The sequence below is a fragment of the Campylobacter sp. MIT 12-5580 genome, assembly GCF_005406235.1.
Classification (GTDB): domain Bacteria; phylum Campylobacterota; class Campylobacteria; order Campylobacterales; family Campylobacteraceae; genus Campylobacter_D.
In genome coordinates this window covers 89,711-112,951 of sequence record NZ_NXLK01000005.1, presented here as the reverse complement: position 1 = coordinate 112,951, position 23,241 = coordinate 89,711, and the positions used below count along the sequence as shown (strand labels likewise).

Here is a 23,241-nt window from a genome sequence, read left to right as displayed (position 1 = left end):
AGCAAAGTTATGAATTTAGAAGAAGAAAATCTCATCACAAGCGATCCGTATAATGAGCTTTTAAAAGCAAGCACAAAATATAAAATCGATCTTAAAAAGCTTGATTTTCAAATTTTAGGCTTTAATACAAGCTATAGTATCGATGAAAAAGAACAAAACAAACTTAATGATAAAGAGCTTGGCTATTTTGATAATGATGAAAATTTCTTACAAGCAAATTTAAAAATTACTCAAGAATACAAAATCAAAATCAGCGAAAAAAGTCCAGCTCAAACAGAACTCAGCCAAAGGATCAAACTTATCAGCGACAAAACCACAAACAAACTTATCGCTGTGATCGAGCTAGGCGGACTTGAATTTTACAAAAGCATAGCTATGGATATCTTGCAAGATATTTATAAAAAGATGATTAAAGAAGAATTTTTTATAGGTATTCGTATTTTTGATTTTAAACAAAAACTCATTGATTTGCTCAATGAACTTAAAGAGCAAAAACTACATAGAAAAAAAGCATATATACTTGTTTGCAAAGGTGTGCATTCTATCTCAGCAGAAAGTGAAAAACTCGTTTTAGCTTATAGAGAAAATTTCAAACAAGAAAAGGTGCAAAAGGTAAGTATTATCGGGGTTAATGAAGGGGATTTGGTGCTTAAACACATCACACCCGGACTTACAAGAGAAGGCAAGAACTTAAAGCTTGAACCTATCAAAGCTTTCGTGCCACCTGAAAAAAAGATAGAGTTTTCATGCTCAGCAAATTTTGAGCTTACAAAGATGAATGAAAATACTTATAAAAGTTGTATTGGTGAATATAAAGCCAAAAAGAAAGGCTTTGTAAGCGAAATGAACCATAATTTTGAGATCGAAAATGAGCTGAATTTATCTTCAGTCAATTTCAAAGATACTGGAGCTATTTGTGCTGGGCTTGATAAAAATGTAACTATAAATATAAGAAATGCAAGCGAGCTTGAAGAAGCTGTGGGCTCTGGAGTGTATATTGAGTGTGAAAATCTAACTATAAATGGCAATGTTGCTGGAAATACAACCTTAAAGGCTAAGGTGCTTAAAATTTACGGACACACGCACAGCACAAGTAAAATGAGTGCTGAACAAGCCTATATATCAACGCATAGAGGATATTTAGAAGCTAAAGAAGCTGATATTGATAGTATTGAAAACGGCTCTGTAAAAGCGGACATTGCAAAGATCAAAAAGAGCTTAGGAGCAAATATCACAGCTAAAAAAGTCAGCATACTTACCCCAGCAAATAACAATACCATCATTTTTAGCCAAATTGCTTATGTTGATCAATGCCAATCTGGCACAAATAATAAATTTCATGCTCAAGTCATTGATTTTAAAGATGATTTGCAAACAAAATTAAAGCAAATTCAAGAAAGACAAAAGGCTTTGCCAGCACTCATTGAAAACCTTAAACACAACATAAACTCAAGCAAAAATGGAGTAGAAACCCTTTTAAAAACTATCGCTAAGCTTAAAAGCCAAAATCAAGCTATACCGCCAAATTTTGCTCCTATCATCAAAGAATTTCAGAATTTTACTCAAGAATTAAACAAGCTTCAACTTGAAGAAAATGAGCTTAATCTTGAAGAACAAAAGATTATAAAGACTTTAGGAGAGGCTCAAGATGAGCTTTTGGAAGCTCAAGTGATCAACAAAGGTGGCGTGTGGGGGGATATGAATGAGATTAAATTTAAGTTTTTATTCCCAAAAAGTGAGCTTTTGCATGCTACAAGTGCAAACGAAGTTGCTAAACGTTTTTTTGTAAAAAGAGACTTTGACAATGAAGGTAAAATCAAGCTTGAAAACGCAAATGAATACAATGAAAAGGATATAGAATGGTCGCAGCCATCGAAGGCATAATCACACACAAAGAACCAACCTTTGCTATCATTAAAACAAGCTCAGGTGTAAGTTATGGGGTGCATGTGTCTTTATTTTGCACAGCAAGGCTTGAAAAAGGACAACAAATAGAGCTTTTAACCAGCCCCATCATCAAAGAAGACTCACAAAAACTTTATGGCTTTTTAGATAAAAACGAGCAAAAAATGTTTGAATTGCTTTTAAAGGTAAATGGCGTTGGTGCTAGCACAGCCCTAGCTATTTGCTCGACTTTAGATACAAATTCTTTTTATCAAGCTTTAAGCTTAGGTGATGAAAGTGCTTTTATTAAAGTTCCAGGAATTGGTGCAAAAAGTGCAAAACGCATTATTGTTGAGTTAGCAGACAAGCAGTTTAAATTTGAAAGTGTAGATGATCACAAAAGTCAAGCCTTAGCTGCTCTTGTATCCTTAGGCTTTAATCAAAGCAAAGCCATATCAGTGCTTGCAAAATGCGACGCAAAAGAAACTTCAGAGCTTGTCAAACAAGCTTTAAAACAACTTTCTTAAGGACTTTTTATGAAATACGCAGTGATTTTTGGAGCCAATTCATACGAACATGAGATCAGCATAGTTTCAGCCGTGGTGCTTAAAAAGGTATTTAGAGCTGATATGAGCTTTGTGTATTGTGATAGCTTGGGGCATTTTTATCTTATCCCTAAGGATAAAATGAATGCAAAAACCTTTAGCAGCAAAGCCTATCTTAAAGAAAAAGAACTTTTTTTAAAACAAGGCGGCTTTTTTGAAAAGGGCTTGTTTGGAGAAAAAAAGCTAGAATGTGAAATGTATATCAACCTCGTGCATGGTAAAGACGGAGAAGATGGAAAATTTGCTTCCTTGTTTGAGTTTTTTAAGCTTGCTTACATAGGACCTCGCATAGAAGCAAGCGTGCTTTCATATAACAAAGAACTGACTAAAATTTACGCTCAAAAAGTCGGCGTAAAAACCCTGCCTTATAAGCTTTTAAAAAGCTATGATAAAGCTTCTTTAGCTCAAGACTTTGACTTTCCTTGTATCATAAAGCCAGCAAGATTAGGCTCAAGCATAGGCATAAGCGTAGTTAAGGATAAAGATGAGCTTGAGTATGCTAAAGATGTGGGCTTTGAATTTGATGAGGAATTGCTTGTAGAACCTTTTATCAAGGATATTAAGGAGTATAATTTAGCAGGGTGTATGATCAAAGATGATTTTATTTTTTCTATGATAGAAGAGCCGCGCAAAAAAGAACTTTTAGACTTTGAGCAAAAATACCTCAGCTTTTCAGGCAATAATGAAGTCAAAGAAGCCAAGCTTGATGAAGCTTTAAAGGCTCAATTTTATGAAGCTTTTAAAAAGATATGCAATCCTTTATTTAAAGGAGCATTGATAAGGTGTGATTTCTTTGTGATTGATAATGAAGTGTATATCAATGAAATCAATCCAAATCCGGGTTCTTTAGCAAACTATCTTTTTGATGATTTTTCTGTGGTGCTTGAACGTCTTGCAAGAAGCGTAAAAAATGAAAAAAAAGTCAAAACTGACTTTGCTTTTTTACATTCCATTAATGGCTCAAAAGGAAAATTATAGCCTTTCATACACCAAAATACGCTAAATTTTACATAAAATTTAAAGTAAAATAAGGATATAAATGATACCTTTTCATCAAGAAGAAATTTTTACCGCCACTGAGGTGGTGCGAAATTTCAGCACCATACTTGAAAAAGTCAGCAAAAATAAAAATGGAAAATTAGTCATACTCAAAAACAATAAATTTCAAGCCGTGATGCTTAGCATGGACGAATACGAACGTCTTGTCAATGCAGTAAATTTGCTTGAAAATATCTACAAAAACCAAAAGAACTAACAATGGCACTTTGCAATCTTAACTTTGAAAATACAGCTTATGAGATCAGCTATGAACTTACTAATCTAAAAGCTCAAAAATCGCTGCTTATACTTCACGGCTGGGGAGCGAACAAAGAGCTGATGAAACAAGCTTTTAACCCTGTTTTAAGTGAATATAAATGCTTGTATTTAGACCTAGCTGGCTTTGGTAAGTCAAATAGCCCAATTAGCCTTGATACCAAGGGTTATGCAAGGCTGATTGAGGCTTTTTTAAAGCATTTGCATTTCACACCAAATGCTTTGATGGGGCATTCTTTTGGGGGCAAAATTTGTGCTTTATTAAGTCTAAGCCAAAACGCAGAACTTCTTATCTTGCTTTCCTCAGCTGGCATTATCTGGCAAAAAAGCTTAAAAACAAAGTTTAAAATCAAGCTTTTTAAAGCCTTAAAAGCTCTTGGCTTGGGTAAATTTTATACTCTTTTTGCAAGCAAAGACGCACAAAATTTAAGCCCCTTGATGTATGAAACTTTTAAAAAAGTCGTTGATGAGGATTTTAGTGAAATTTTTGCAGGGATTCCTTGTAAAACTCTTATTTTTTGGGGACAAGATGATAAGGCTACACCTTTAAAAAGTGGAGAGAAAATCGCCTCACTTATCAAAGAAAATGAATTTTATCCCCTCAAAGGCGATCATTTCTTTTTTCTAAAACATGCTGAGTTTATCGCCAAAATCATTCATAAAAACTTGGAGCAATCATGATTGATCTTTTTTTACTTAACGAAGCTGTATCGGCTTTTATTTTAAATTTATGCATTGGTTTTTATCTTATCCTTGCTTTGCAGTGGTATTCTTATAAGCTTTCACGCGTATTTTTTCACTTTGCGCGCCCTTTTTGGCATATATATTTTATCATTGTGCCTTGGTTTGTGTATATACTTGTGCCGCAGTTTTTTATCATTTTTGCTCTTATATATTTGCTCTTTTTTGTTTTTTGGTATAAAAAACTTGATAAAAAGCTGGTTTTTACTCACAAAGTCAAGGTTTTTTTAAGCTTGCTCATAAGCTTTAGTTTAATCCTTAGCTTAAGCTCTTATGTATTTGAATTTAGGGCGAATTTACTTGCTTTAGTGTGCGCTTTAGTGGCTTTAAAATGTTTTGATCTGTATCAAAAACGCAAATTTATAAAACAGGCTCAAAACAAGCTTGCAAAACTTGATAAACTCACCATCATCTTAATCACCGCAAGCTATGGCAAAACAAGTATGAAAAAGTTTTTATATGAGCTTTTAAAAGATGATTTTTTAACCCATGCTACCCCAAGAAGTGTCAATACCCTACTAGGCATAGTCAAAGACATCAATGAAAATTTAAACTCAAACACCCAAATTTACATAGCCGAAGCAGGAGCAAGACAAAAAGGCGATATACTAGAACTTACCCAGCTTTTAAATCCTCAACTTTGCATAGTAGGCGAGATAGGACAGGCGCATTTAGAGTATTTTAAAAGCAAGGAAAATATCCGTGCAACCAAGCTTGAAGCCTTACAATCAAAACGTCTTCAAAAAGCCTTTTTACACTCCTCAACCCTCATGCAAGAAAGTAGGACACAAATCATTTATGATACTAAGCTAAGTAGTGCAAAAGCCAGCCTTGAAGGGCTTGAGTTTAGCTTAAAACTTGATGACACAGAACAAGACTTTAAGGCAAATTTGCTTGGGGAGTTTAATGCTCAAAATCTTTGTGCTTGCATTCTTGTTGCAAAGTTCTTAGGACTAAGCCTAGAAAAGCTAAAAACCAAAGTGCAAGCCCTACAAAGCGTAGAGCATCGCTTACAAATCATCACTAAAGAGCCAAAATTTATCATTGATGATGGCTTTAATGGCAATTTTGAGGGTATGAAACAAAGCTATGAGCTTTGCAAAAGCTATAAAGGACGCAAAGTGCTAGTAACTCCGGGCATTATAGAGGTAAGCAAAGCACAAAATGAAGCCCTTGCAAATGTGATAAATGAATGCTTTGACTTTGTCATCATCATAGGCGAAAGCAATGCCCAGCTCTTAAACGCTTGCTTAAAAATAGAAAAACTAGTGCTAAAAGACAAAAACGAACTCGTACAAAGCTTAGCCACACACACAAAAAATGGGGATTTAATCCTCTTTTCAAACGATACACCTAGCTTTATGTAAAAAATTAAATCAAAGGAGCAAGCATGGCACTTCACTTTCAAGCCCCTTAAAATCAAAGACTTTCTAAACCCCTTATATAACAGAGTAGCTATCAGCGAAACCAAACTTAAGGGTTTTAGCGAGCTTTTAAAAAACTATCAAAAAGCCCTAGAGGCCAACTCCTCGCATAATGAAGACGCCTTAGTTATGATTACGGCTAAAAAATAATTGAGATATCTCTTAAGCTTGCCAAATTTAAAAATCATACTTTGGTATTTAGATAAAAATTTTTCAAAGCTCAATAAAACAGGTTAGCAATGGTCGCTAGGGCATGTCGAAAAAACTCCCAATCCCAAAAAAAATCCTAAAAATCAAAGAGCAAAACAAAAAAGTTGATATAAAAGGAGCAAGAGGATAAAATTGATTTTTTGGTGTATAAATTGTATAATCTTATAGATGATGAGATAAATATAATCAAAGGAGAAAGTAATGGCTATAGAAATAAGTAATTTTATAATGTATTTAAAGAATGGAAACCATACAAATGATTTTGAAATGTTTTTAAACAATTTAGCAGATGACAAAAATAACGTAACAATAAGAAGAGGCGAAAATAAAATTATTGTAGATGAAGAAATTTTTATTATATTTAATGAACCATTAAAAAATAAACATTTTAATTTTTCAGATATTGTTTTTAACAAAACAGTGACATTTCAAAGCCACTCTGAAGATGGCTTGGAATTTAATCTCGAAAATACATATTTTGAAAAATTAAATATATTGAATTGTACGATTGACCATATTGTATTTAGTGGTGAGATAAATCATATAGAAGAATTAAACATTAGCAAGTGCAAACTAAAAGGGGTGACAATAAATTCAAATATACAAGGAGATATAAAATTTCAAGAATGCACTTTTGAAGATTTTAACAAATATAATTCTGGTAAAAATATAAGATTTGCAGCAAATTTTGCGTTTAATTTCTGTGAAGTTGGTGATATAGTAAAATTAACAAATTTTGATTTTGAAAATAAAGTCAGTTTTAAAATGTCTAAATTTAAAAATAATGTATACTTCAACAACTCCCACTTTAAAGATCATGCTGATTTTCACGAGTGTGAATTTGAAAAAACGGCTTGTTTTTATGGGGTTAAATTTGGTAAAGCTCCGAATTTGTCTCAAGTGATTTTCAAAGGAAATTTAAATGCAGTCAATGTAAATTTAAATTTTACTTTCAATGAATTAGAAGATAAAATCAAACAAGAATGTGAAGATTTTAATGAAAGCACAAAAGGACAGGACAAAAAATCTTTAGATAAATTTGCTAATGATTTTAGAGACTCTTTTAGAACTTTTAAGAGTGCTTTGATAAAAGATAATAATCTTTTAGATGCTTCAAATTTTCATAAATACGAGCTTTATTGTAAAGAGATAGAATTAAAGCAAAATTGGAATAAAAAAGGTATAAAACCACAAAATCAACAAAATTTAGAAAAAAACACTTGGAGAGTTAGAGAGCTTGTGGATTTTTTGCTTTTAGGATTTTATAGAAAGCTTTGCGATCATCATACGGACTTTTTAAAAGTTTTTAATAATTTTATATTATTAATTGTTTTATATGCTTTATTTTTCTTGGGTTTTATTTGGTTTCATGATGACAAATTAGAAAGCATAAGAGCGATTTTAAATTTATTTGGATTTTTTGATGGGTTTGAGTTTTACTTTAATATCGGAGTTATTATTTGTCTAGTCTTAGGGCTTATTTTAGCATTTTATAAGATAGATGAAAATTTCACCAAGCTTTTTTCGAAGATTTTAAAAATTTTTCAATGTTCACCTTATATAAAAGAATGGTTGCTAAAAATCTTTAAAAAAGAAACTTTTATAAAACTTTTTTCAGGCTTAAAGATAATAGGAACAGATTTATGGTTTTTGATAGAAAGTTTAATTGTTATATTTTTTATTCCTTGTGCTTTTTATGGATTATTTGGATTTTTCTTAAATTTAGATAAAGATTTTGAATACTCATTATTTATAAATGCCTTGTTTGTTAGTTTGTATATTTGTTTAGTTTGCACCAAATCTTTGTTTTTTGGTAGATATGTGGTGCTTATCTTTTCATACATGGGATTTTTTATAATACTTATAAAACAACCTAGTATAATTCATCCTTTAATAGGAAAAATCGCGAATGAATATGGTAAATTTTCAAACTATCCAAGTTTGACAACGCTAAACATATTATATACCATACTTTTGGCTTTAATCCTTTTCTCACTCCAAAAAACTGCACGAAAAAATTCCATAGTACCAAACTAGGAAAACAAAAACTAAACCTCAAAGCCGTCATTGCGAGCCTTAAGCGTTGCAATCCACAAAGCCTAAAATAGACTGTTTCAGGTTACACCCTCGCAATGACACGATTTCAAGCTTTCTATAAATTCACAAAAAAACCAAACAACTCACAAGGTTTTTTTTGCATTTCATTTTTCAAGCTCCGCTCTTAGTTCATTTATATCATCAAAGGCTTTAAGTTTTCCAGCTTTATAGTCTTTTAGCATTCTATTTGCTTCTTTTTTCCACTTTAAAGCCTGCTTTTCACTCGCTTGCACCTCACATTTTGCCTTTATGCTTTTAGCTATGCCTTGAAATATAGGCAAAAAAGCTTCATCTACATTCTTTATAATCAAAGTCATGGCATATCCCTTTGTTCGTATATCTTCAAAGTATAACATAAGTTTTTTAAAAATTTTATTTAAGAAAAAGTATGCTTATTTGAGATAAAAAGTTTCTTTCAAATTTAAAAAGAAAATATCTTATTTTACAGCTTTTTGAAACTTTATTAGCCAAGATTAAAATTTCTTTTGTTAAAATATACATTTTAATAATAATTATCTAATTTTAAGGTTTATTTTGAATTTAGGCTTTTTCTTTCATATTGCTTTTTTGCTTCCTCTACTTTGCATTTTGGCTATTTTGAGCTTATTTATCGGGGTAAGTGATATTCATATTTTTGATATTTTGCAAGGACATAGTCTTGAAAATGAAGTCTTTTTGATCTCAAGAATTCCTAGAACCATTACCATCATTATCACAGGAATGAGCCTCAGTATTTGTGGGCTGATTATGCAGCAACTCACACAAAACAAATTTGTCTCGCCAACCACGGCTGGGACTATGGATTGTGCTAAGTTTGGCATACTTGTGAGTATGATTTTTTTCGCTCAAAGTGCTTTTATCACTCAAGTTTTTATCGCTTCGCTTTTTGCTTTGGCAGGAAGTTTGATTTTTTTGCAAATTTTAAACAAAATCAAGCTTAAAAACCTTATCCTCGTGCCTTTAATAGGGCTTATGTTTGGAGCTGTTATCAACTCAATCACGACTTTTTTTGCCTATCAGATGAATTTGATTCAAAATATGCAAGGCTGGCTTCAGGGCGATTTTTCAAATACTATGCAAGGAAGTTATGAGCTGATCTACCTTACCCTGCCCCTACTTTTGCTGGCTTTTTTATATGCAAATAAAATCACAATCGCTGGTATGGGGAAGGACATAGCCACGAATTTAGGGCTTTCTTATCAATTTATTTTAAATTTAGGCTTAATTATAGTAAGTATTATCGTTTCTGTGATCATACTTATAGCTGGAGTTATCCCATTTTTAGGGCTTATAGTGCCAAATATCGTTTCGATTTTCAAAGGAGATGATTTAAGGGGATCAATTCTTGTCGTTGGACTTTTTGGGGCAGTTTTAATGCTTGTATGTGATATTTTTTCAAGGCTGATTATCTATCCTTTCGAAGTGCCTATCAGCCTTACTTTAGGCGTGCTTGGTTCTTTTATGTTTGCATTGATTTTACTTAAAAAGAAAAATTATGCGTAAAAAGCTTTTTGTTACTGCGCTAATCGCCTTAGTGTGCATTTTGATCTATATTTTTAGTTTTATGGGAAAATTTCCTGAATTTGTTATCAAAGAAAGAACTATAAGTATTTTAGCTATCATTTTAGTGGCTACTTGTATCGCTATTTGCACGCTTATTTTTCAAACGATTACAAACAACAAAATCCTTACTCCAAGTATTATAGGGCTTGATTCTTTATATCTTTTAGTGCAGTCTTTTCTTGTTTTTATGCTTACAGCAACGCATGTGAGTGTTTATGATGAGAGGGTTAATTTTCTTACTTCTGTGATTTGTATGATCGCTTTTGGCATTGTTTTTTATAAGATTTTATTTAAAGAAAATCGCAGCATTTATCATATCTTGCTTTTAGGGCTTATTTTTGGAACATTTTTTTCATCTTTAAGTTCCTTTTTTGAAGTCTTAATCGATCCAGATGAATTTTTAGTCGTGCAAGGGCGTATGTTTGCTAGCTTTAATAATGTCAAAATAGAACTTTTAGCATTAAGCTATATACTTTTTATCGGTATTTTTATATATATGCTTTCGTATTTTAAATTTCTTGATATTTTAGCTTTAGGAAAAGATATATCCATAAATTTAGGGCTTGAATATGAAAACTTAGTGAAAAGATTTCTCATCATCATTGCTGTTTTAATCTCCATAAGCACGGCTTTAGTAGGACCCATTACCTTTCTTGGACTTTTGGTTACAAACTTAAGTTATGAGCTTTTTAAAACGAGCAAGCATAGCATTTTACTTGTCGCTTGCACGCTTGTAAGTATCATCGCTTTAGTTGGTGGGACTTATCTTGTTGCTAGAGTTTTTGCTTTTAATGCAACTCTTAGCGTGGTGATTAATTTTATCGGGGGAATTTATTTTATTTATCTTGTATTAAAGGGCAATCGCTTATGATAGAACTTAGAAATATCAACAAAAAATACGATGAAAAAATCGTGCTTGAAGATATAAATTTAAGCTTTCAAAAAGGTAAAATTACTTCCTTAATCGGCTCAAATGGTGCTGGAAAAAGCACCTTGCTTGGCGTAGCAAGTAGGCTTTTAAGCCCAGATTCAGGCGAAGTTTTATTTGATGGTAAAAACCTTAAAACATATAAAAATAGCGAACTTGCGAAAAAAATTTCTATTCTTAAACAGCAAAATCATCTTAACATTCGTCTTAGAGTTAAAGAGCTTGTAAGTTTTGGACGTTTTCCTCATAGTGCAGGCAAATTGGGCGAAAAAGACAAACAAAAAATAGCTCAAGCCATCGAATTTATGGGACTTAAAGACTTAGAAGATCGCTTTTTGGACTCCTTAAGTGGAGGACAAAAACAACGCGCGTTTATCGCGATGATTATCGCTCAAGATACTGATTATATCATGCTTGATGAGCCTTTAAATAACTTGGATATGAAAAATTGCGTGCATATTATGAAAATGCTTCAAAGGCTTGTGCTTGAATTTGACAAAAGTATCATACTTGTGCTACATGATATTAATTTTGCTTCTGTGTATTCAGACACCATAATAGCAATGAAAAATGCACGAGTGTTGTTTCATGGCGATACAAAAGATATAATTCAAAGTGAAATTTTAAGAGAAATTTATGATTTTGATATTAAAATACAAGAAATAAACTCAAAGAAAATTTGCGTATATTATGAATGAAATTTATCTTATTTTAAAGGAGAAATAATGAAAAAAACGCTTTTCATTACGATTTTTTCAGTTTTTGCTTTCTTTGCTTGCAGCAATGATAAAAGCACTCAACAAGACTCAAATAGCACCGAGTCAAACACTTCGATTAAAGAAAAAGCAAGAGTGCAAGTCAGTTATAAGCCTCTTGTGCTTCATGATAAAGGCTCAAGCTTTGAGATCGAGCATTCTTTAGGTAAGGCTGAAGTGATAAAAAATCCAAGCAAGGTAATCATCTTTGATCTTGGAGCTTTAGATACTTTTGATGCACTTGGTTTAAATGATCGTGTCGTAGGTGTTACGAGCAAAACTCTACCAAAATACCTTGAGCAGTTTAAGGACAAAGCAAGTGTTGGGGCTGTAAATGAAGCTGATTTTGAAAAAGTAAATGAACTTCAAGCTGATTTGATCATCACCTCGGGCAGACAAGCTAAATTTTTTGATAAACTTAATCAAATAGCACCGACAATTTATGTTGGCACAGATAATGCAAACTTTTTAAATTCTTTTGAAAACAAAGTCATCACTCTAGCCACACTTTTTGACAAACAAGAAGAAGCTAAAGCTCAACTTGAAGCCATAAAAGCTGACATTGAGAGCAAAAAAGCAGAACTTGATCCTAGCAAAAAAGCCCTTATCGTGCTAACAAATGCAAATCGTATTTCAGTATTTGGCGAGGGTTCAAGATTTGGCATTATCCATGATGTTTTGGGTATCAAAGCAGCTGATGAAAGCATAAAAGCTGGCACTCATGGAAATAGAGCTGATTCTGAGTATATCTTAAAAATCAATCCAGATTATCTTTTTGTCGTGGATAGAAATGTCATCGTTGGCAATCAAGAACGAGCTCAAACCAGCCTTGATAATCCATTAGTGGCAAAAACAAATGCAGCAATGAATGGTAAAATCATCTATCTTGATCCGGAGTATTGGTATCTTTCAGGTGGTGGTTTAGAGTCTTTTAAAGTTATGGTTGATGAAGTTTTTAAAGCTCTTAAATAAAAACAACAAACTTTAAAGTGAATGAGATTTTCACTAAAAAATTTGCCTTATTGAGTTTTTTTAATTATAATTTCAAAAACCTTTAAGGCAAAATTATGGATATAAGCACACTCAAACAAGAAGAATTTAAAAGCTCTATTTATATCAAAGCCAAACGTTTCAGTTATCTTAAAAACGGCAAAAAACATACTTGGGACTTTATAGAAGCCCTAGATAGCGTCTCTATACTCTTATATCATAAAGAAAAGCAAAGTTTTATCTTTGTAAGGCAGTTTCGTGTGCCTTTGTGGGATTATCAAGTAAGAAACAATGTCAATATAGACAAAAGCGAGCTTGGCTACAGCGTAGAGCTTTGCTCTGGACTTGTTGATAAAAACTTAAGCATAGAGGATATAGCCAAAGAAGAATGCCTTGAAGAGCTTGGGTATCTGCCAAAAAGTCTTGAAAAAGTAGCTGATTTTTATGGTGGTTTTGGTTCTGGGGCAAGCAAGCAAAGCCTGTTTTTTGCCGAAGTGAGCGAAGAGGACAAGAAAGCTGAGGGCGGTGGAATTGATGATGAGGAAATTCAAAGTGTTTTTGTTAAGGTTAAAGAATTTGAAGAATTCTCAAAACACATTGTACGCGCAGCAAGTTTTGAGTTTGCTTATCTTTGGTTTATGAAAAACAAAGCCCAAATTTATGGGCTTTGATATTAGCTTTCTTTATTTGTTTGAGTTTCTTGAGGAGCAGAAGATTCTTGCTGCGAAGGAGTTTTAGTTTGTGTATTACTTGCAATAGCAAGCATATCTTTGAATACATCAAACAAGCGATTTGAAGCAGCTTCAGCGTCATTACACTTAGAAAGAATTTCTTGTTTGAGTTGCTCGCTTTCGCTTCCATCTATATTTTTTGCCAGCTCGATCGCTTCATTCATACTTTGATGCACTTTTTGGTGTGGCTCATTGATTTGTGGGAACATTGGGTTTGTTCCAAAACGTTGTTTTCCATCAGCCGCAACCCATTTGCCTAAACGACAACTTAAGTGATCTGAAAGTTTTTTACCTGAATGAGTGAAAATTTCTTTATATCCATTAAGTTTAAAGGCGACATGATCAAGCTTCACTAAAGACACAAAAGCTTCTGAAACTATACCGGTAGCATTTACATTGTTTGCATTTGCTTCTTCTTTGAGCTCATTAAATTTATCAGAAAACTGCATAATATGAGTATTTGAGTCCATAGAAACTTTTTCAACTTGTTCGCTTTGAGAAAACATTTCATTCGCATTTTGTTTGAGTAGGTTGATATTCATTTCTACTTCAGCTGTTGCTTTTTGGGTTTTTTCAGCAAGTTTTCTTACCTCATCAGCAACAACAGCAAAACCGCGCCCATGTTCGCCAGCTCTTGCTGCTTCAATAGCTGCATTTAGAGCCAAAAGATTGGTTTGATCTGAAACATCTTTGATTAAATTGATAACATTACTGATCTCATCAACGCTTCTATGTAAGGTGCCGGCTGTATCTCGGGATTTATTTGCTGATTCTATAATATCGCCTAAAGATTGCGTGATAGAATTGGTGATTTCATCAAGTTCATTCATAGCTTCTAAAGAAGAATTAGAAGAGTTTGCGATCGCTTCAGCTTTATTTACATTTGCAAGCATATCATTTTGAACAACCGTGATATTGCTTAAAACTCCGGCTAAAAGCGTGCGGAAAAGATCAGACTGCAAAGTCTTTTGAGAACTACTTTTAAGTTTTTCAATCTCAGCTTTTAAATTTTCATTTTCGCTTCTAAGCTGCGAGATTTGTAGTTGCATTTTTTGTGTTTCTGAATTTGTATTCAATGCCACATCTAAAGTTTTTTTATTTAAGCCAAACACGATAGCTCCTTATTGATTTTTAGAATAATTAGCCAAATATTGTCCTAATTCTTCTTTTACGCGTAATTTTTCTTTTTTCATTCTTGAAATTTCAAGATCGTCAAGATGAACTCTTCCTTCTTCGGCAGCTTTGATTTGATCATCAAGTTCATTATGTTTTTCAAACAAGCTGTCAAAGCGTCCGTCCTTCCCTTTAAGCTCGGTCATCAAATCTCTATATTCATGCCACATTTTAAATACTCCTTGAATTTAAGTTAAATATAATCAAGATTATAACAAAAAAAATGCTAAACTTATATAAAATAAGCAAAAAAATTGGGTGTTTTTTTGCTTTTGAAAGAACAAATTGTGAAATTTTGATACAAAAATGCAATTTAATTAAAATCAAGATAAGCACGCAAGATAACCTCCGCTCTTAATATAAAAGCGAAGGTAAAAAGTATATTTAAGGTATTTCTTAAGTAGAGGCTTGTGGTTAAGAGTTTTGTTTTCTTAGAGTTCTTAAAGTTGAAGCAGCAACTCTGATTTTTCTTGTAGTGCCGTCTTCTAAGGTGATACGAACGGTTCTAAGATTTGGCAAAAAGCGTCTTTTTGTTTTGTTGTTCGCATGGCTTACATTGTTTCCTACCATAGGACCTTTTCCTGTAACTTGACAAATTCTTGACATGATTTTTCCTTGTTAAATAATTTTTAAAGTGCAATTCTAGCAAATTTAAGCTTAAATTTTTCAAATATTTATATTTTTTTTATACTTTAAAAGATAAAATTCACTTTTTTTGAAAGGAAAAACAAAAATGTATGTAGCACCAAGTCTTTTATCGGCTGATTTTTTGCACCTTAAAGAAGAGATAGAAAAAGTATGTGAAGCTGGGGCTGATCTTTTACATATTGATGTTATGGACGGACATTTTGTGCCAAATCTTACTTTTGGACCTTGCGTGCTTAAAAGCATCAAAGAAGCAAGCTCTGTGCCGCTTGACATTCATTTGATGGTTGATAATATAGACTTTTTTGTGGATTTGTTTTTACCTTTCAAGCCTAAATTTTTAAGCTTTCATATAGAAAACCATGCCCACCCTATAAAACTTTGTCAATACTTAAGATCAAAAGGTATTGGAGCTGGCATAGTTTTAAATCCACACACAAATATTTCCACGCTTGAGCATCTACTTGAATTTGTGGATTTGGTGCTTTTAATGAGCGTTAATCCTGGTTTTGGCGGACAAGAGTTTTTGCCCTTAGTTTATGATAAAATCAAACGCTTAAGAGAACTTGTTGATCAAAAAAACGCTAAACTTTTCATCGAAGTTGATGGAGGGGTAAATGGGCTTAATGCAAGCGAGCTTGAACTTGCCGGAGCTGATATACTCGTGGCTGGAAGCTATATCTTTTCTTCGCAAGATTATAAAAACGCTATTTCATCTTTAAAGCTTGAATTTTGAGCCAACAACAAATCGATGAGTTTGTCGCTAAACTCGCTAAACAAAACAAGCCCTACACGCTCGCACTTCAAGAACTAAACAAGATCGAAGAGCTTGATTTTATCGATTTTGATTTATATATGCTTGAACTTTTGGGCTTAAGCGTAAATTTAAATGCTCAAAATGAGCTTACTTTAAAAAGCAAAAGCACTGCCTTAAAAGATCAAATTTTTTGCGTTGTGGATATAGAAAGCAACGGAAGCTTCAAACGAGGCGGACAGATCATAGAAATCGGAGCTGTTAAAATTCAAAATTACAAAGAAATAGCCCATTTTAACACGCTTATCAAAGCCTCAAATGTGCCTTTAAATATACAAGAACTCACTGGAATTTCAAGTTCTATGCTACAAAATGCACCTTCTTTAGCTTCAGTGTTAAATGAATTTAGACTTTTTTTAAAAGATAGTATTTTTGTGGCTCATAATGTGCGTTTTGATTATGGTTTTATCTCAAGTTCTTTGCAAGAATGTGGCTTTGGCGTGCTTTTAAATCAACGCCTTTGCACCATTGATCTTGCACGAAGACTTATTCAAAGTGAGCGTTATGGGCTTGATAGCTTAAAAGAAATTTTACATATCACAAGCGTGCATCACAGAGCCTTAAGCGATGCTAAAGCAGCAGCTGAAATCCTAAAACACTGCCTTAAAAAACTCCCATTTTATATCAAAACCACTCAAGAATTACTTGATTTTAGTAAAAATACCAAGACGCTTAAAGCAACTAAAGCCTAATTTGCCCTTCTCCATTGATAAGGTATTTGTAAGTGCAAAGCTCATTTACGCCCATAGGACCTCTAGCGTGTAGCTTGTTTGTTGAAATTCCAAGCTCTGCACCAAAACCAAACTCGCCTCCATCACTAAAACGCGTCGAGGCGTTAACATACACGCACGCTGAGTTAATATGTCTTTGAAAAAAAGCGATATTTTGGGCGTTATTTGAAAGTATGGCTTCAGAATGAGCTGAAGAAAAAGCATTGATATGCTCGCAAGCTTCTTGAATACTATCAACTAGCTTTACACTGAGTTCAAAATCAAGCCACTCACTTGAAAAAGCTTTTTCATCAGCGATTTGAAATTCAAGTTTTGAATGCTTAAAAAACTCAAGAGCATTTTCGTGTGCGTGAATTTTTACCTTAAATCGCTCAAGTTCTGGCACAAGCAAACTAAAAAGCTCTTTGGCTATTTTTTTATGCACTAACAAGCTTTCTAAAGCATTGCAAACACTTACTCTTTGGCATTTTGCATTGATGATAATCTCACATGCTTTTTTTAAATTTGCACCCTCATCGACAAAGATATGGCACAAGCCTTTATCGTGTTTGATAAGCGGAATTTTCGTATTTGCAGCAATTTGCGCGATCATAGCCGAACTTCCACGAGGCACGATCACATCGATAATATCATCAAATTCAAGCAAACTTTGAAACTCAGCCCTATCAACAAGCATTAAAAAGCATTCATACAAATCAAAGCCTTTAAGCACCTCATTTATAATGCCAAAAAACGCTTCATTGCTGTATCTTGCTTCACTTCCACCTTTTAAAACTCCGGCATTAGAACTTTTCAAAAGTAAAGCCAAAATTTCCGCACTAATCGCTGGACGCGCCTCATAAATCACTCCCACAACACCTAAAGGAATGCTCACTTTTTCTATCTTTAAACCAGCATAATTTACCCAGCCCTCAAGCACCCTACCAACAGGATCAGGCAAAAAAGCGATCGTTTCTAAGCCTTTACAAAGTGCTTCAAGTCTTTTTTCATCAAGCTTTAAGCGATCTTTAAAAGCTTCATTTTTGTTAAAATTTGCCAAATCTTTTTCGTTTGCTCTTAAAATCAAATGTGTTTTTTCACGCAAAGCTTGAGCTAGAGCGAGTATGATTTTTTCTTTTTGGCTTGGATTAAGTTCGAGTAATTTTTGTGTATTTTTCTTAAGTTTTTCAAGGCTTTGACGCATTTTTAATCCTTTGTTTATAAAAAATTTGATACATTATACAAAAATTTTATCAAGAAAGGTATTTTGAGTATGAAAAAAGTTGATCTTATCGTTATAGGTGCTGGTCCAGCTGGTATTGGAGCAGCCGTAGAAGCAAAGCTTAAGGGTAAAGAAGTTGTTTTGCTTGAAAAAGCTGATGCTATATGCCAAACCTTTGTGAAATTTTATAAAGATGGCAAAAGAGTTGATAAAGAGTATAAAGGGCATGATAGCACAAACCGCGGACATATCCCTTTTGAAGACGGCACCAAAGAAAGCTCGCTTGCAACCTTTGAAGAAGCCTTAAAAGCAAACAATATAGAACTTGAGCTTAACAGCGAAGTTGAAAGTGTGAAAAAAAGCGGAGAAAATTTCATCATCACTACACCAAAACAGAGCTATGAATGCAAAAATATCATCGTCGCTATAGGCAGAATGGGCAAACCAAACAAACCAGACTATAAAATCCCAGCCACTTTAAATAAAGTCGTCAATTTCAACGCAAACAGCGTGCAAGAGGGCGAAAAAATCATTATCATAGGCGGTGGAAATTCAGCGGCTGAATATGCTGTTGATCTTGCAAGCAAACACAAAGTTACGCTTTGTTATAGAAGAGATAAATTCACAAGGCTTAATGATATCAATCTAAACGATGTAGAAACGGCTGCAAAAGAAGGTAAAATCACACTTAAACTCGGCGTTGATATTAGCGAAGTCCAAGATGAAAATGGTAAGGTAAAAATGCTCTTCAATGACGGCAGTAGCGAAGTATATGATAGAGCCATTTATGCGATCGGTGGTTCTACGCCGGTGGATTTTTTACAAAAATGCGGCATAGAAGTTGATGATAAAGGCGTGCCTGTATTTGACGCACATAAACAAAGCAATGTTAAAGGTATATTTGTAGCTGGCGATATCGCTACAAAAAATGGTGCAAGCATAGTTGTGGGGCTAAATGATGGCGTTATCATCAATGATTATCTAGCATAAAACTTCAATTTCAAGCTTTTAGGCTTGAAATTCCTTCTTTTTTTAAGCAAAAATAAAACTTATCTTTATTATGTATTTTTTAGAGTGGTAATTAAGCATTTATCTTTCTTTGCAGCTTGCTTTCTCGCGCCTCTTTAGAGTCTGCCCTACTTTATCTCTTTTTTATTTTTATATCACTTCCACCAGTAATTCATCTCGATAAAGCCAGTGTATGTTTGTCCATTATCAGCAGCTATAGTCTGTCCTTGCACAGCAAGTTGAAAGTTTTTAGACACTTCTATACTTACATTTGCTGCTACAAATCCATACATTGAAGGAATTTTAAAGCTGCCATTATCTTCTTGCTTACTTGAGCCTGTTTTTACGATAACTCCTGTTTTTAGCTTTCGCAAAAAGTGATATTTAAAACCACCCTCTAAAGAAGTTCTGAGTTTATCTTGAATCAATCTTTTCCATTTTACACCTAAATTTGCAAAGATGAGATTATGTGGAGCTGATTTATAAGTCACATTTGGCGATTCACTCATTTTAAAACGTTTCATATAAGAGCCTTCATACCCTACGCCTAAGGTATGGTAAAATGAGTTGTAATCATCATTGTGAAATGAGGTTGCAAGATTAAAATTAATGCCATAGCCATACACAGAAGTATGACCTAGTCCGGAATTGTTTTCAAGCTTAAGTCCAGATTTTGAACCTTTGATATGAGTTTTAAAAAAGTATAAAGAATCTCCATAATCAGCGAGCATATAAGTATGTTTAATACCAGCTAAGGTAGTGTATTGCTTAAACTGCGTATCATACAAACTTGTATTTCTTACCCCACTTGATGTTAAGATACTCTCTTCATAGCCTATATAGCCTCCCCATAAGCCTTGATCTTTATTTAGTCCATGAAAGCCAGCAATCATACCTTTAGTATGTCCGCCTACCTTGCCACCTTCTTCAAGATCAATGTATTCATATGAAAAATACGGCAAATAAAAAGCATTTTTGGTATTGGTTGAGTTTGAATTATAAAGCGTAGCATTAGCAATTACTGAATCAATAAACAAAGCTCTTCTTGTATTAAAATTAATAAAGCTTTGTTGCGTTACAGCTCCTGTTCCTTGAGCTGCATCTATGCCTATCTTAAAAGTTTCATTTGGTCTTGAACCTCGCTCTATAGTATAAATACTATCTGAGCCTATAAGATTTTCTATACTCAAACCAGAATTATTATTCACACAATTTGCACTTGTGCCACATCTTCCAACACCTATTAAATCTCCTGTAGTAGTGTTTTGTTGATAAAGCACTATAGCATCAAGATCATAATCCCTTCCCCAAGAAAAATTGCCTCCACTTGGATCAATGATAATGGCTTGTTGTCCATCTCCTTCCGAGAAACCAAGTTTTGCCACATCGCTAAGTTGTCCTCCGCTCACGACTAAGTGCCCATTATTTGCCTTATTTAAAGCTGTGCCTAAAAAATCATTATAATCTGTATTATTTTCTCTGATATTTAAGGTAATGGAGTTTGCACCTATATTGATATTGCCATAATTTCCAGCAACACCGGTGCCATTACCAAAGATGATATGAGCAGCCTGATTAGCATTAGTTGGGTTGATTAAAGAAAGCACTCCATGATCTGAGGCTGTGTAATTGATATTGCCACTACCATTTTGCCTAATACCTCCTAATCTACCTCCTGTGTTGATGATATTTACGCCTCCTGTACTGGTATTGGTAAAAGAATTAATTATACCTGTGCCTTGAGTGATATTTAAATTTAAAACCGCTGTGCCTTCATTTGTAAGTGAAGCTATGGTGCCTGAATTACTTAAATTTATCGTTCCAGCTTGATTTGTAAGTGTGTTTATAAAACCTGAATTATTAAGGGCAAGATTAGTGTTTACACCATTATTTGTAAAGTTTATGATATTGCCAGAGTTTGTAAGATGAGTTAGAGTGCCTGTGTTTGTGAGTGAGTTTATAGTGCCTGTATTTGTAATCGTATCTATATCACCAGCATTATTTAAAGTCGTAATGGTTCTATGAGAAGTATTGCTTAGATTATCTATCCTTGCGCCAGCATTATTTATCAAGGTTGTGATAGTGCCGTCATTTTCAAGATCGGTTATAGCTGCGTTGTTTGTGAGTAAGTTTATCCTTGCGTTTTGAGCATTGATGAGATTTGTGATACTTCCGCCAGCATTGTTTGCGATAGAATTGAGTGTGCCAGAATTATTTATATTTGCATTAACACCTGAGTTTGTAAGAATTGAACTAATCGTGCCTGTATTTGTTAGGCTAAAATTTGCACCTGAGTTTGTGAGTGCATCTGAAGCGATGGTTGCTGAGTTTATGAGTGTAAAGTCTGAGCCTGAGTTTGTAAAGGTATTTGTATTTGCTCCTGCGCTTGTGTTGATATTGCCATTATTAGTAAAGCTAATGCCATTTGCTTGATTGATAGCGATATTTCCTGTGATTGTTCTGCCACTATTGTTTGTAAAGATTGTATTTCTTGAATCAGCATTAAAGTTTAAAGCTGTGTTGAGCGTGCCATTATTTGCAAAGGTTGAATTAGCTCTATTAAAGCTGATTTGATTTGCTGTTATAACTCCTGTATTTACATAGGTTGCTCCTGCACCAGTTCCTACTAAAGTAAGGCTTTGCCCTGAGGCATCAAGTGTGCCACCATTATTTAAATTACCATTTAAATTAACTCCATTTGCAGTAGCTGTAAGGGTAGAGCTTGCCCCTTGTATATTAAGATTTGTAGTAATTTGTCCTGCGCCTTGATAAATCATAGAGTTTTGAGTGGTAAAAGAGCCTATAGTGGCATTGTTTATTAAAGTGCTTAAGCCTTGTATGTTATTAAGGGTGGTGATGTGTCCGCCTGTATTATTTGTAAGAGTAGTAAGGGTGGCTTCATTTGTGAGTGAGGTTATGGTGCCTGTGTTATTTAAATTTGTTAATGCCCCCCCCCCATTGTTGTTGAGGATATTGATAACTCCGTTATTGTTTAAGGTTGTAAGTGAGTTTGTATTTGTAAGATTAGCTATAGCTGCGTTTTGATTATTGTTGAGAGTAGTAATGGTGCCAGCGTTATTTAGCGTGCTTGTATTACCTAAATTTGTAAGTGTTGTGATACTTGCATTTGCTCTGTTTTCAGCTGTTAAAGCTGTGCCATTTAGATTAAGTGCGCCATTTATTGTAGCTTGGTTATCCAATCTTGTAGTGATACTTCCTGTGTTATTATAAGTTATAGTGTTAGTTCCTGTGGCATTAAATGTGCCTATATTTCCTGTGCCTGCATAGGTAAAGTTGGTTGCAGAGTTTTGGTTAAAAGTAGTTATGGTGCCATTGTTGGTTAAGGCTCCATTAAGCGTAGCTCCTGTTTGGTTGTTAAAAGTGCTTATAGTGGCTGTATTTGTTAGATTGTTGATGGTGCCTGAGTTGGCAAGTGTGGTAATTGTTCCATTATTTGTTAGGCTTGTGTTTATTTGTCCTTGGTTATTAAAGTCTGTAATAGTAGCTGTATTGGTGTTGGTAAAGGTTGTAATTTGTCCATTTGCCTGGTTGTTTAAGGTAATTAGTCTGCCTCTATTTTCAAAGGTAGTAATTTGGTTGCGGTTATTGAGCGTGGTAACGGTTGAAGCACCTGTAGATAGGTTATTGTTATACAACCCTAAGGTTGTGATAGTGCCTTCATTTTCAAAGAGATTAATTCGAGCATTGGTTAAAAAACTATTTATATTTGCATTATTTTCATTTCTAAAGGTAGTGACAGTGCTTAAACCGCTTACTTGTGTGGTATTAGCCATTGTGCCACGATTAATAAAGTTAGTAATAGTGCCTACTCGGCTATTGAAATTTCCAAGTGTAGCTGCAGCTTCATTGATAAAATTAGTAATAGTGCCCTCATTTATAATAGTAGATGTGTTTGCTGCACTTATAATGCCTTGATTTGTCAAGGTGGTGATAATGCCTCCTCTGCTATTATTAAATACATTCATGGTGCCTTGATTTGTTAGGGTAGTAATAGTGCCTACATTAGCACTAAGATTAAGTGTTGAGCCTGCTTGATTTGTCACACTGGTAAATGTGCCTGCATTTCTAAAACTTGTTGTGCCACTATTATTTGTAAGCGAGCCACTTGTATTTGCTCGAAAATAAAGATCATTTATAGTGCCTCCATTATTTATGACGCGAAAAGGGAGTCTTGTATCCCTATTTTCTAATGTTCCGCCATAAGTTCTACCTTGTTGCACGGTTAATACAGTCTCTGTGGCTCCGGATAGGTTGTTACCATCAAGATTTGCACTTGTGCCACTAGTGATATTCTGAACAGAAAAATCGCAATTATTTATCGTGCCACCAGCTGCACAATAAGGCAAAAAGTTAGAGTGAAACCCTGCATTTGCATATTCAAAGTATGTGCATAGCAAAAAACATAA

21 protein-coding genes are annotated in these 23,241 nt (G+C 33.9%); 15 read left to right on the top strand and 6 right to left on the bottom strand.

Annotation, left to right across the window (positions count from 1 at the left end):
• Window positions 1-9: 9 nt before the first annotated feature.
• From CQA38_RS06530 to CQA38_RS06500, 7 genes are all read left to right on the top strand, one after another.
• A complete protein-coding gene (locus CQA38_RS06530) occupies window positions 10-1,884 on the top strand; it encodes a DUF342 domain-containing protein (RefSeq protein ID WP_137633188.1) in 1,875 nt (624 codons plus the stop codon).
• Window positions 1,860-2,411 (top strand): Holliday junction branch migration protein RuvA, encoded by a 552-nt coding sequence (gene ruvA / locus CQA38_RS06525; protein ID WP_137633187.1) that lies wholly within the window; start codon window positions 1,860-1,862, stop codon window positions 2,409-2,411. The genes CQA38_RS06530 and ruvA overlap by 25 nt, the downstream gene beginning before the upstream one ends.
• A gap of 9 nt (window positions 2,412-2,420) precedes the next feature.
• Entirely contained in the window at window positions 2,421-3,467 is a 1,047-nt protein-coding gene (locus CQA38_RS06520) for a D-alanine--D-alanine ligase (protein ID WP_137633186.1), read from the top strand.
• 61 nt (window positions 3,468-3,528) lie between these two features.
• The gene (locus CQA38_RS06515; protein ID WP_137633185.1) at window positions 3,529-3,744 is read left to right on the top strand and encodes a type II toxin-antitoxin system Phd/YefM family antitoxin; all 216 of its coding nucleotides are present in this window, start codon (window positions 3,529-3,531) and stop codon (window positions 3,742-3,744) included.
• A gap of 2 nt (window positions 3,745-3,746) precedes the next feature.
• Window positions 3,747-4,484: an alpha/beta hydrolase gene (locus tag CQA38_RS06510; protein WP_137633184.1), complete on the top strand. Its 738-nt coding sequence runs from the start codon at window positions 3,747-3,749 to the stop codon at window positions 4,482-4,484.
• Complete coding sequence (gene murF, locus CQA38_RS06505; RefSeq protein ID WP_137633183.1) at window positions 4,481-5,911, top strand: UDP-N-acetylmuramoyl-tripeptide--D-alanyl-D-alanine ligase; 1,431 nt, start codon at window positions 4,481-4,483, stop codon at window positions 5,909-5,911. Before CQA38_RS06510 ends, murF begins: the two co-directional genes overlap by 4 nt.
• A 468-nt stretch (window positions 5,912-6,379) precedes the next feature.
• On the top strand, window positions 6,380-8,215 hold the full coding sequence (locus CQA38_RS06500) for a pentapeptide repeat-containing protein (protein ID WP_249355223.1): 1,836 nt from the start codon (window positions 6,380-6,382) through the stop codon (window positions 8,213-8,215).
• A gap of 164 nt (window positions 8,216-8,379) precedes the next feature.
• On the opposite strand, the gene CQA38_RS06495 is transcribed toward CQA38_RS06500, so the two are convergent.
• Window positions 8,380-8,592, bottom strand: a complete 213-nt coding sequence (locus tag CQA38_RS06495) for a hypothetical protein (protein WP_137633182.1) — start codon at window positions 8,590-8,592, stop codon at window positions 8,380-8,382.
• A 217-nt stretch (window positions 8,593-8,809) separates the two neighbouring features.
• Here CQA38_RS06495 and CQA38_RS06490 point away from each other — a divergent pair, with 217 nt between their 5' ends.
• The 5 genes from CQA38_RS06490 to CQA38_RS06470 all read left to right on the top strand — a co-directional run bounded on the left by CQA38_RS06490 (window position 8,810) and on the right by CQA38_RS06470 (window position 13,182).
• Window positions 8,810-9,778, top strand: coding sequence for an iron chelate uptake ABC transporter family permease subunit (locus tag CQA38_RS06490; RefSeq protein WP_249355222.1), 969 nt, complete (start codon window positions 8,810-8,812; stop codon window positions 9,776-9,778).
• The gene (locus tag CQA38_RS06485; RefSeq protein ID WP_137633181.1) at window positions 9,771-10,709 is read left to right on the top strand and encodes an iron chelate uptake ABC transporter family permease subunit; all 939 of its coding nucleotides are present in this window, start codon (window positions 9,771-9,773) and stop codon (window positions 10,707-10,709) included. Before CQA38_RS06490 ends, CQA38_RS06485 begins: the two co-directional genes overlap by 8 nt.
• Window positions 10,706-11,464, top strand: coding sequence for an ATP-binding cassette domain-containing protein (locus tag CQA38_RS06480; protein WP_137633180.1), 759 nt, complete (start codon window positions 10,706-10,708; stop codon window positions 11,462-11,464). Before CQA38_RS06485 ends, CQA38_RS06480 begins: the two co-directional genes overlap by 4 nt.
• A 27-nt stretch (window positions 11,465-11,491) precedes the next feature.
• Window positions 11,492-12,493 carry a siderophore ABC transporter substrate-binding protein gene (locus tag CQA38_RS06475; protein WP_137633179.1) on the top strand — a complete coding sequence of 334 codons (1,002 nt, stop codon included), beginning with the start codon at window positions 11,492-11,494 and terminating at the stop codon, window positions 12,491-12,493.
• 95 nt (window positions 12,494-12,588) lie between these two features.
• Window positions 12,589-13,182 carry an NUDIX domain-containing protein gene (locus CQA38_RS06470; protein WP_137633178.1) on the top strand — a complete coding sequence of 198 codons (594 nt, stop codon included), beginning with the start codon at window positions 12,589-12,591 and terminating at the stop codon, window positions 13,180-13,182.
• Between the two features lie 2 nt (window positions 13,183-13,184).
• On the opposite strand, the gene CQA38_RS06465 is transcribed toward CQA38_RS06470, so the two are convergent.
• From CQA38_RS06465 to rpmB, 3 genes are all read right to left on the bottom strand, one after another.
• A complete protein-coding gene (locus tag CQA38_RS06465) occupies window positions 13,185-14,291 on the bottom strand; it encodes a methyl-accepting chemotaxis protein (RefSeq protein ID WP_137633234.1) in 1,107 nt (368 codons plus the stop codon).
• A 72-nt stretch (window positions 14,292-14,363) separates the two neighbouring features.
• Complete coding sequence (locus tag CQA38_RS06460; protein ID WP_137633177.1) at window positions 14,364-14,585, bottom strand: YdcH family protein; 222 nt, start codon at window positions 14,583-14,585, stop codon at window positions 14,364-14,366.
• A 244-nt stretch (window positions 14,586-14,829) separates the two neighbouring features.
• Window positions 14,830-15,021, bottom strand: coding sequence for a 50S ribosomal protein L28 (gene rpmB, locus CQA38_RS06455; RefSeq protein ID WP_137633176.1), 192 nt, complete (start codon window positions 15,019-15,021; stop codon window positions 14,830-14,832).
• 127 nt (window positions 15,022-15,148) lie between these two features.
• On the opposite strand from rpmB, the gene rpe reads away from it, so the two are divergent.
• Window positions 15,149-15,796, top strand: a complete 648-nt coding sequence (gene rpe, locus CQA38_RS06450; RefSeq protein ID WP_137633175.1) for a ribulose-phosphate 3-epimerase — start codon at window positions 15,149-15,151, stop codon at window positions 15,794-15,796.
• Window positions 15,793-16,566 (top strand): 3'-5' exonuclease, encoded by a 774-nt coding sequence (locus CQA38_RS06445; protein WP_137633174.1) that lies wholly within the window; start codon window positions 15,793-15,795, stop codon window positions 16,564-16,566. The genes rpe and CQA38_RS06445 overlap by 4 nt, the downstream gene beginning before the upstream one ends.
• Here the strand turns inward: CQA38_RS06445 and CQA38_RS06440 are convergent.
• Window positions 16,556-17,788: a glutamate-5-semialdehyde dehydrogenase gene (locus tag CQA38_RS06440; RefSeq protein ID WP_137633173.1), complete on the bottom strand. Its 1,233-nt coding sequence runs from the start codon at window positions 17,786-17,788 to the stop codon at window positions 16,556-16,558. The genes CQA38_RS06445 and CQA38_RS06440 overlap by 11 nt on opposite strands.
• Window positions 17,789-17,857: 69 nt before the next feature.
• Here CQA38_RS06440 and CQA38_RS06435 point away from each other — a divergent pair, with 69 nt between their 5' ends.
• A complete protein-coding gene (locus CQA38_RS06435) occupies window positions 17,858-18,796 on the top strand; it encodes an NAD(P)-binding domain-containing protein (RefSeq protein ID WP_137633172.1) in 939 nt (312 codons plus the stop codon).
• 173 nt (window positions 18,797-18,969) lie between these two features.
• On the opposite strand, the gene CQA38_RS06430 is transcribed toward CQA38_RS06435, so the two are convergent.
• Window positions 18,970-23,181 (bottom strand): hypothetical protein, encoded by a 4,212-nt coding sequence (locus tag CQA38_RS06430; protein ID WP_137633171.1) that lies wholly within the window; start codon window positions 23,179-23,181, stop codon window positions 18,970-18,972.
• Window positions 23,182-23,241 lie beyond the last annotated feature (60 nt).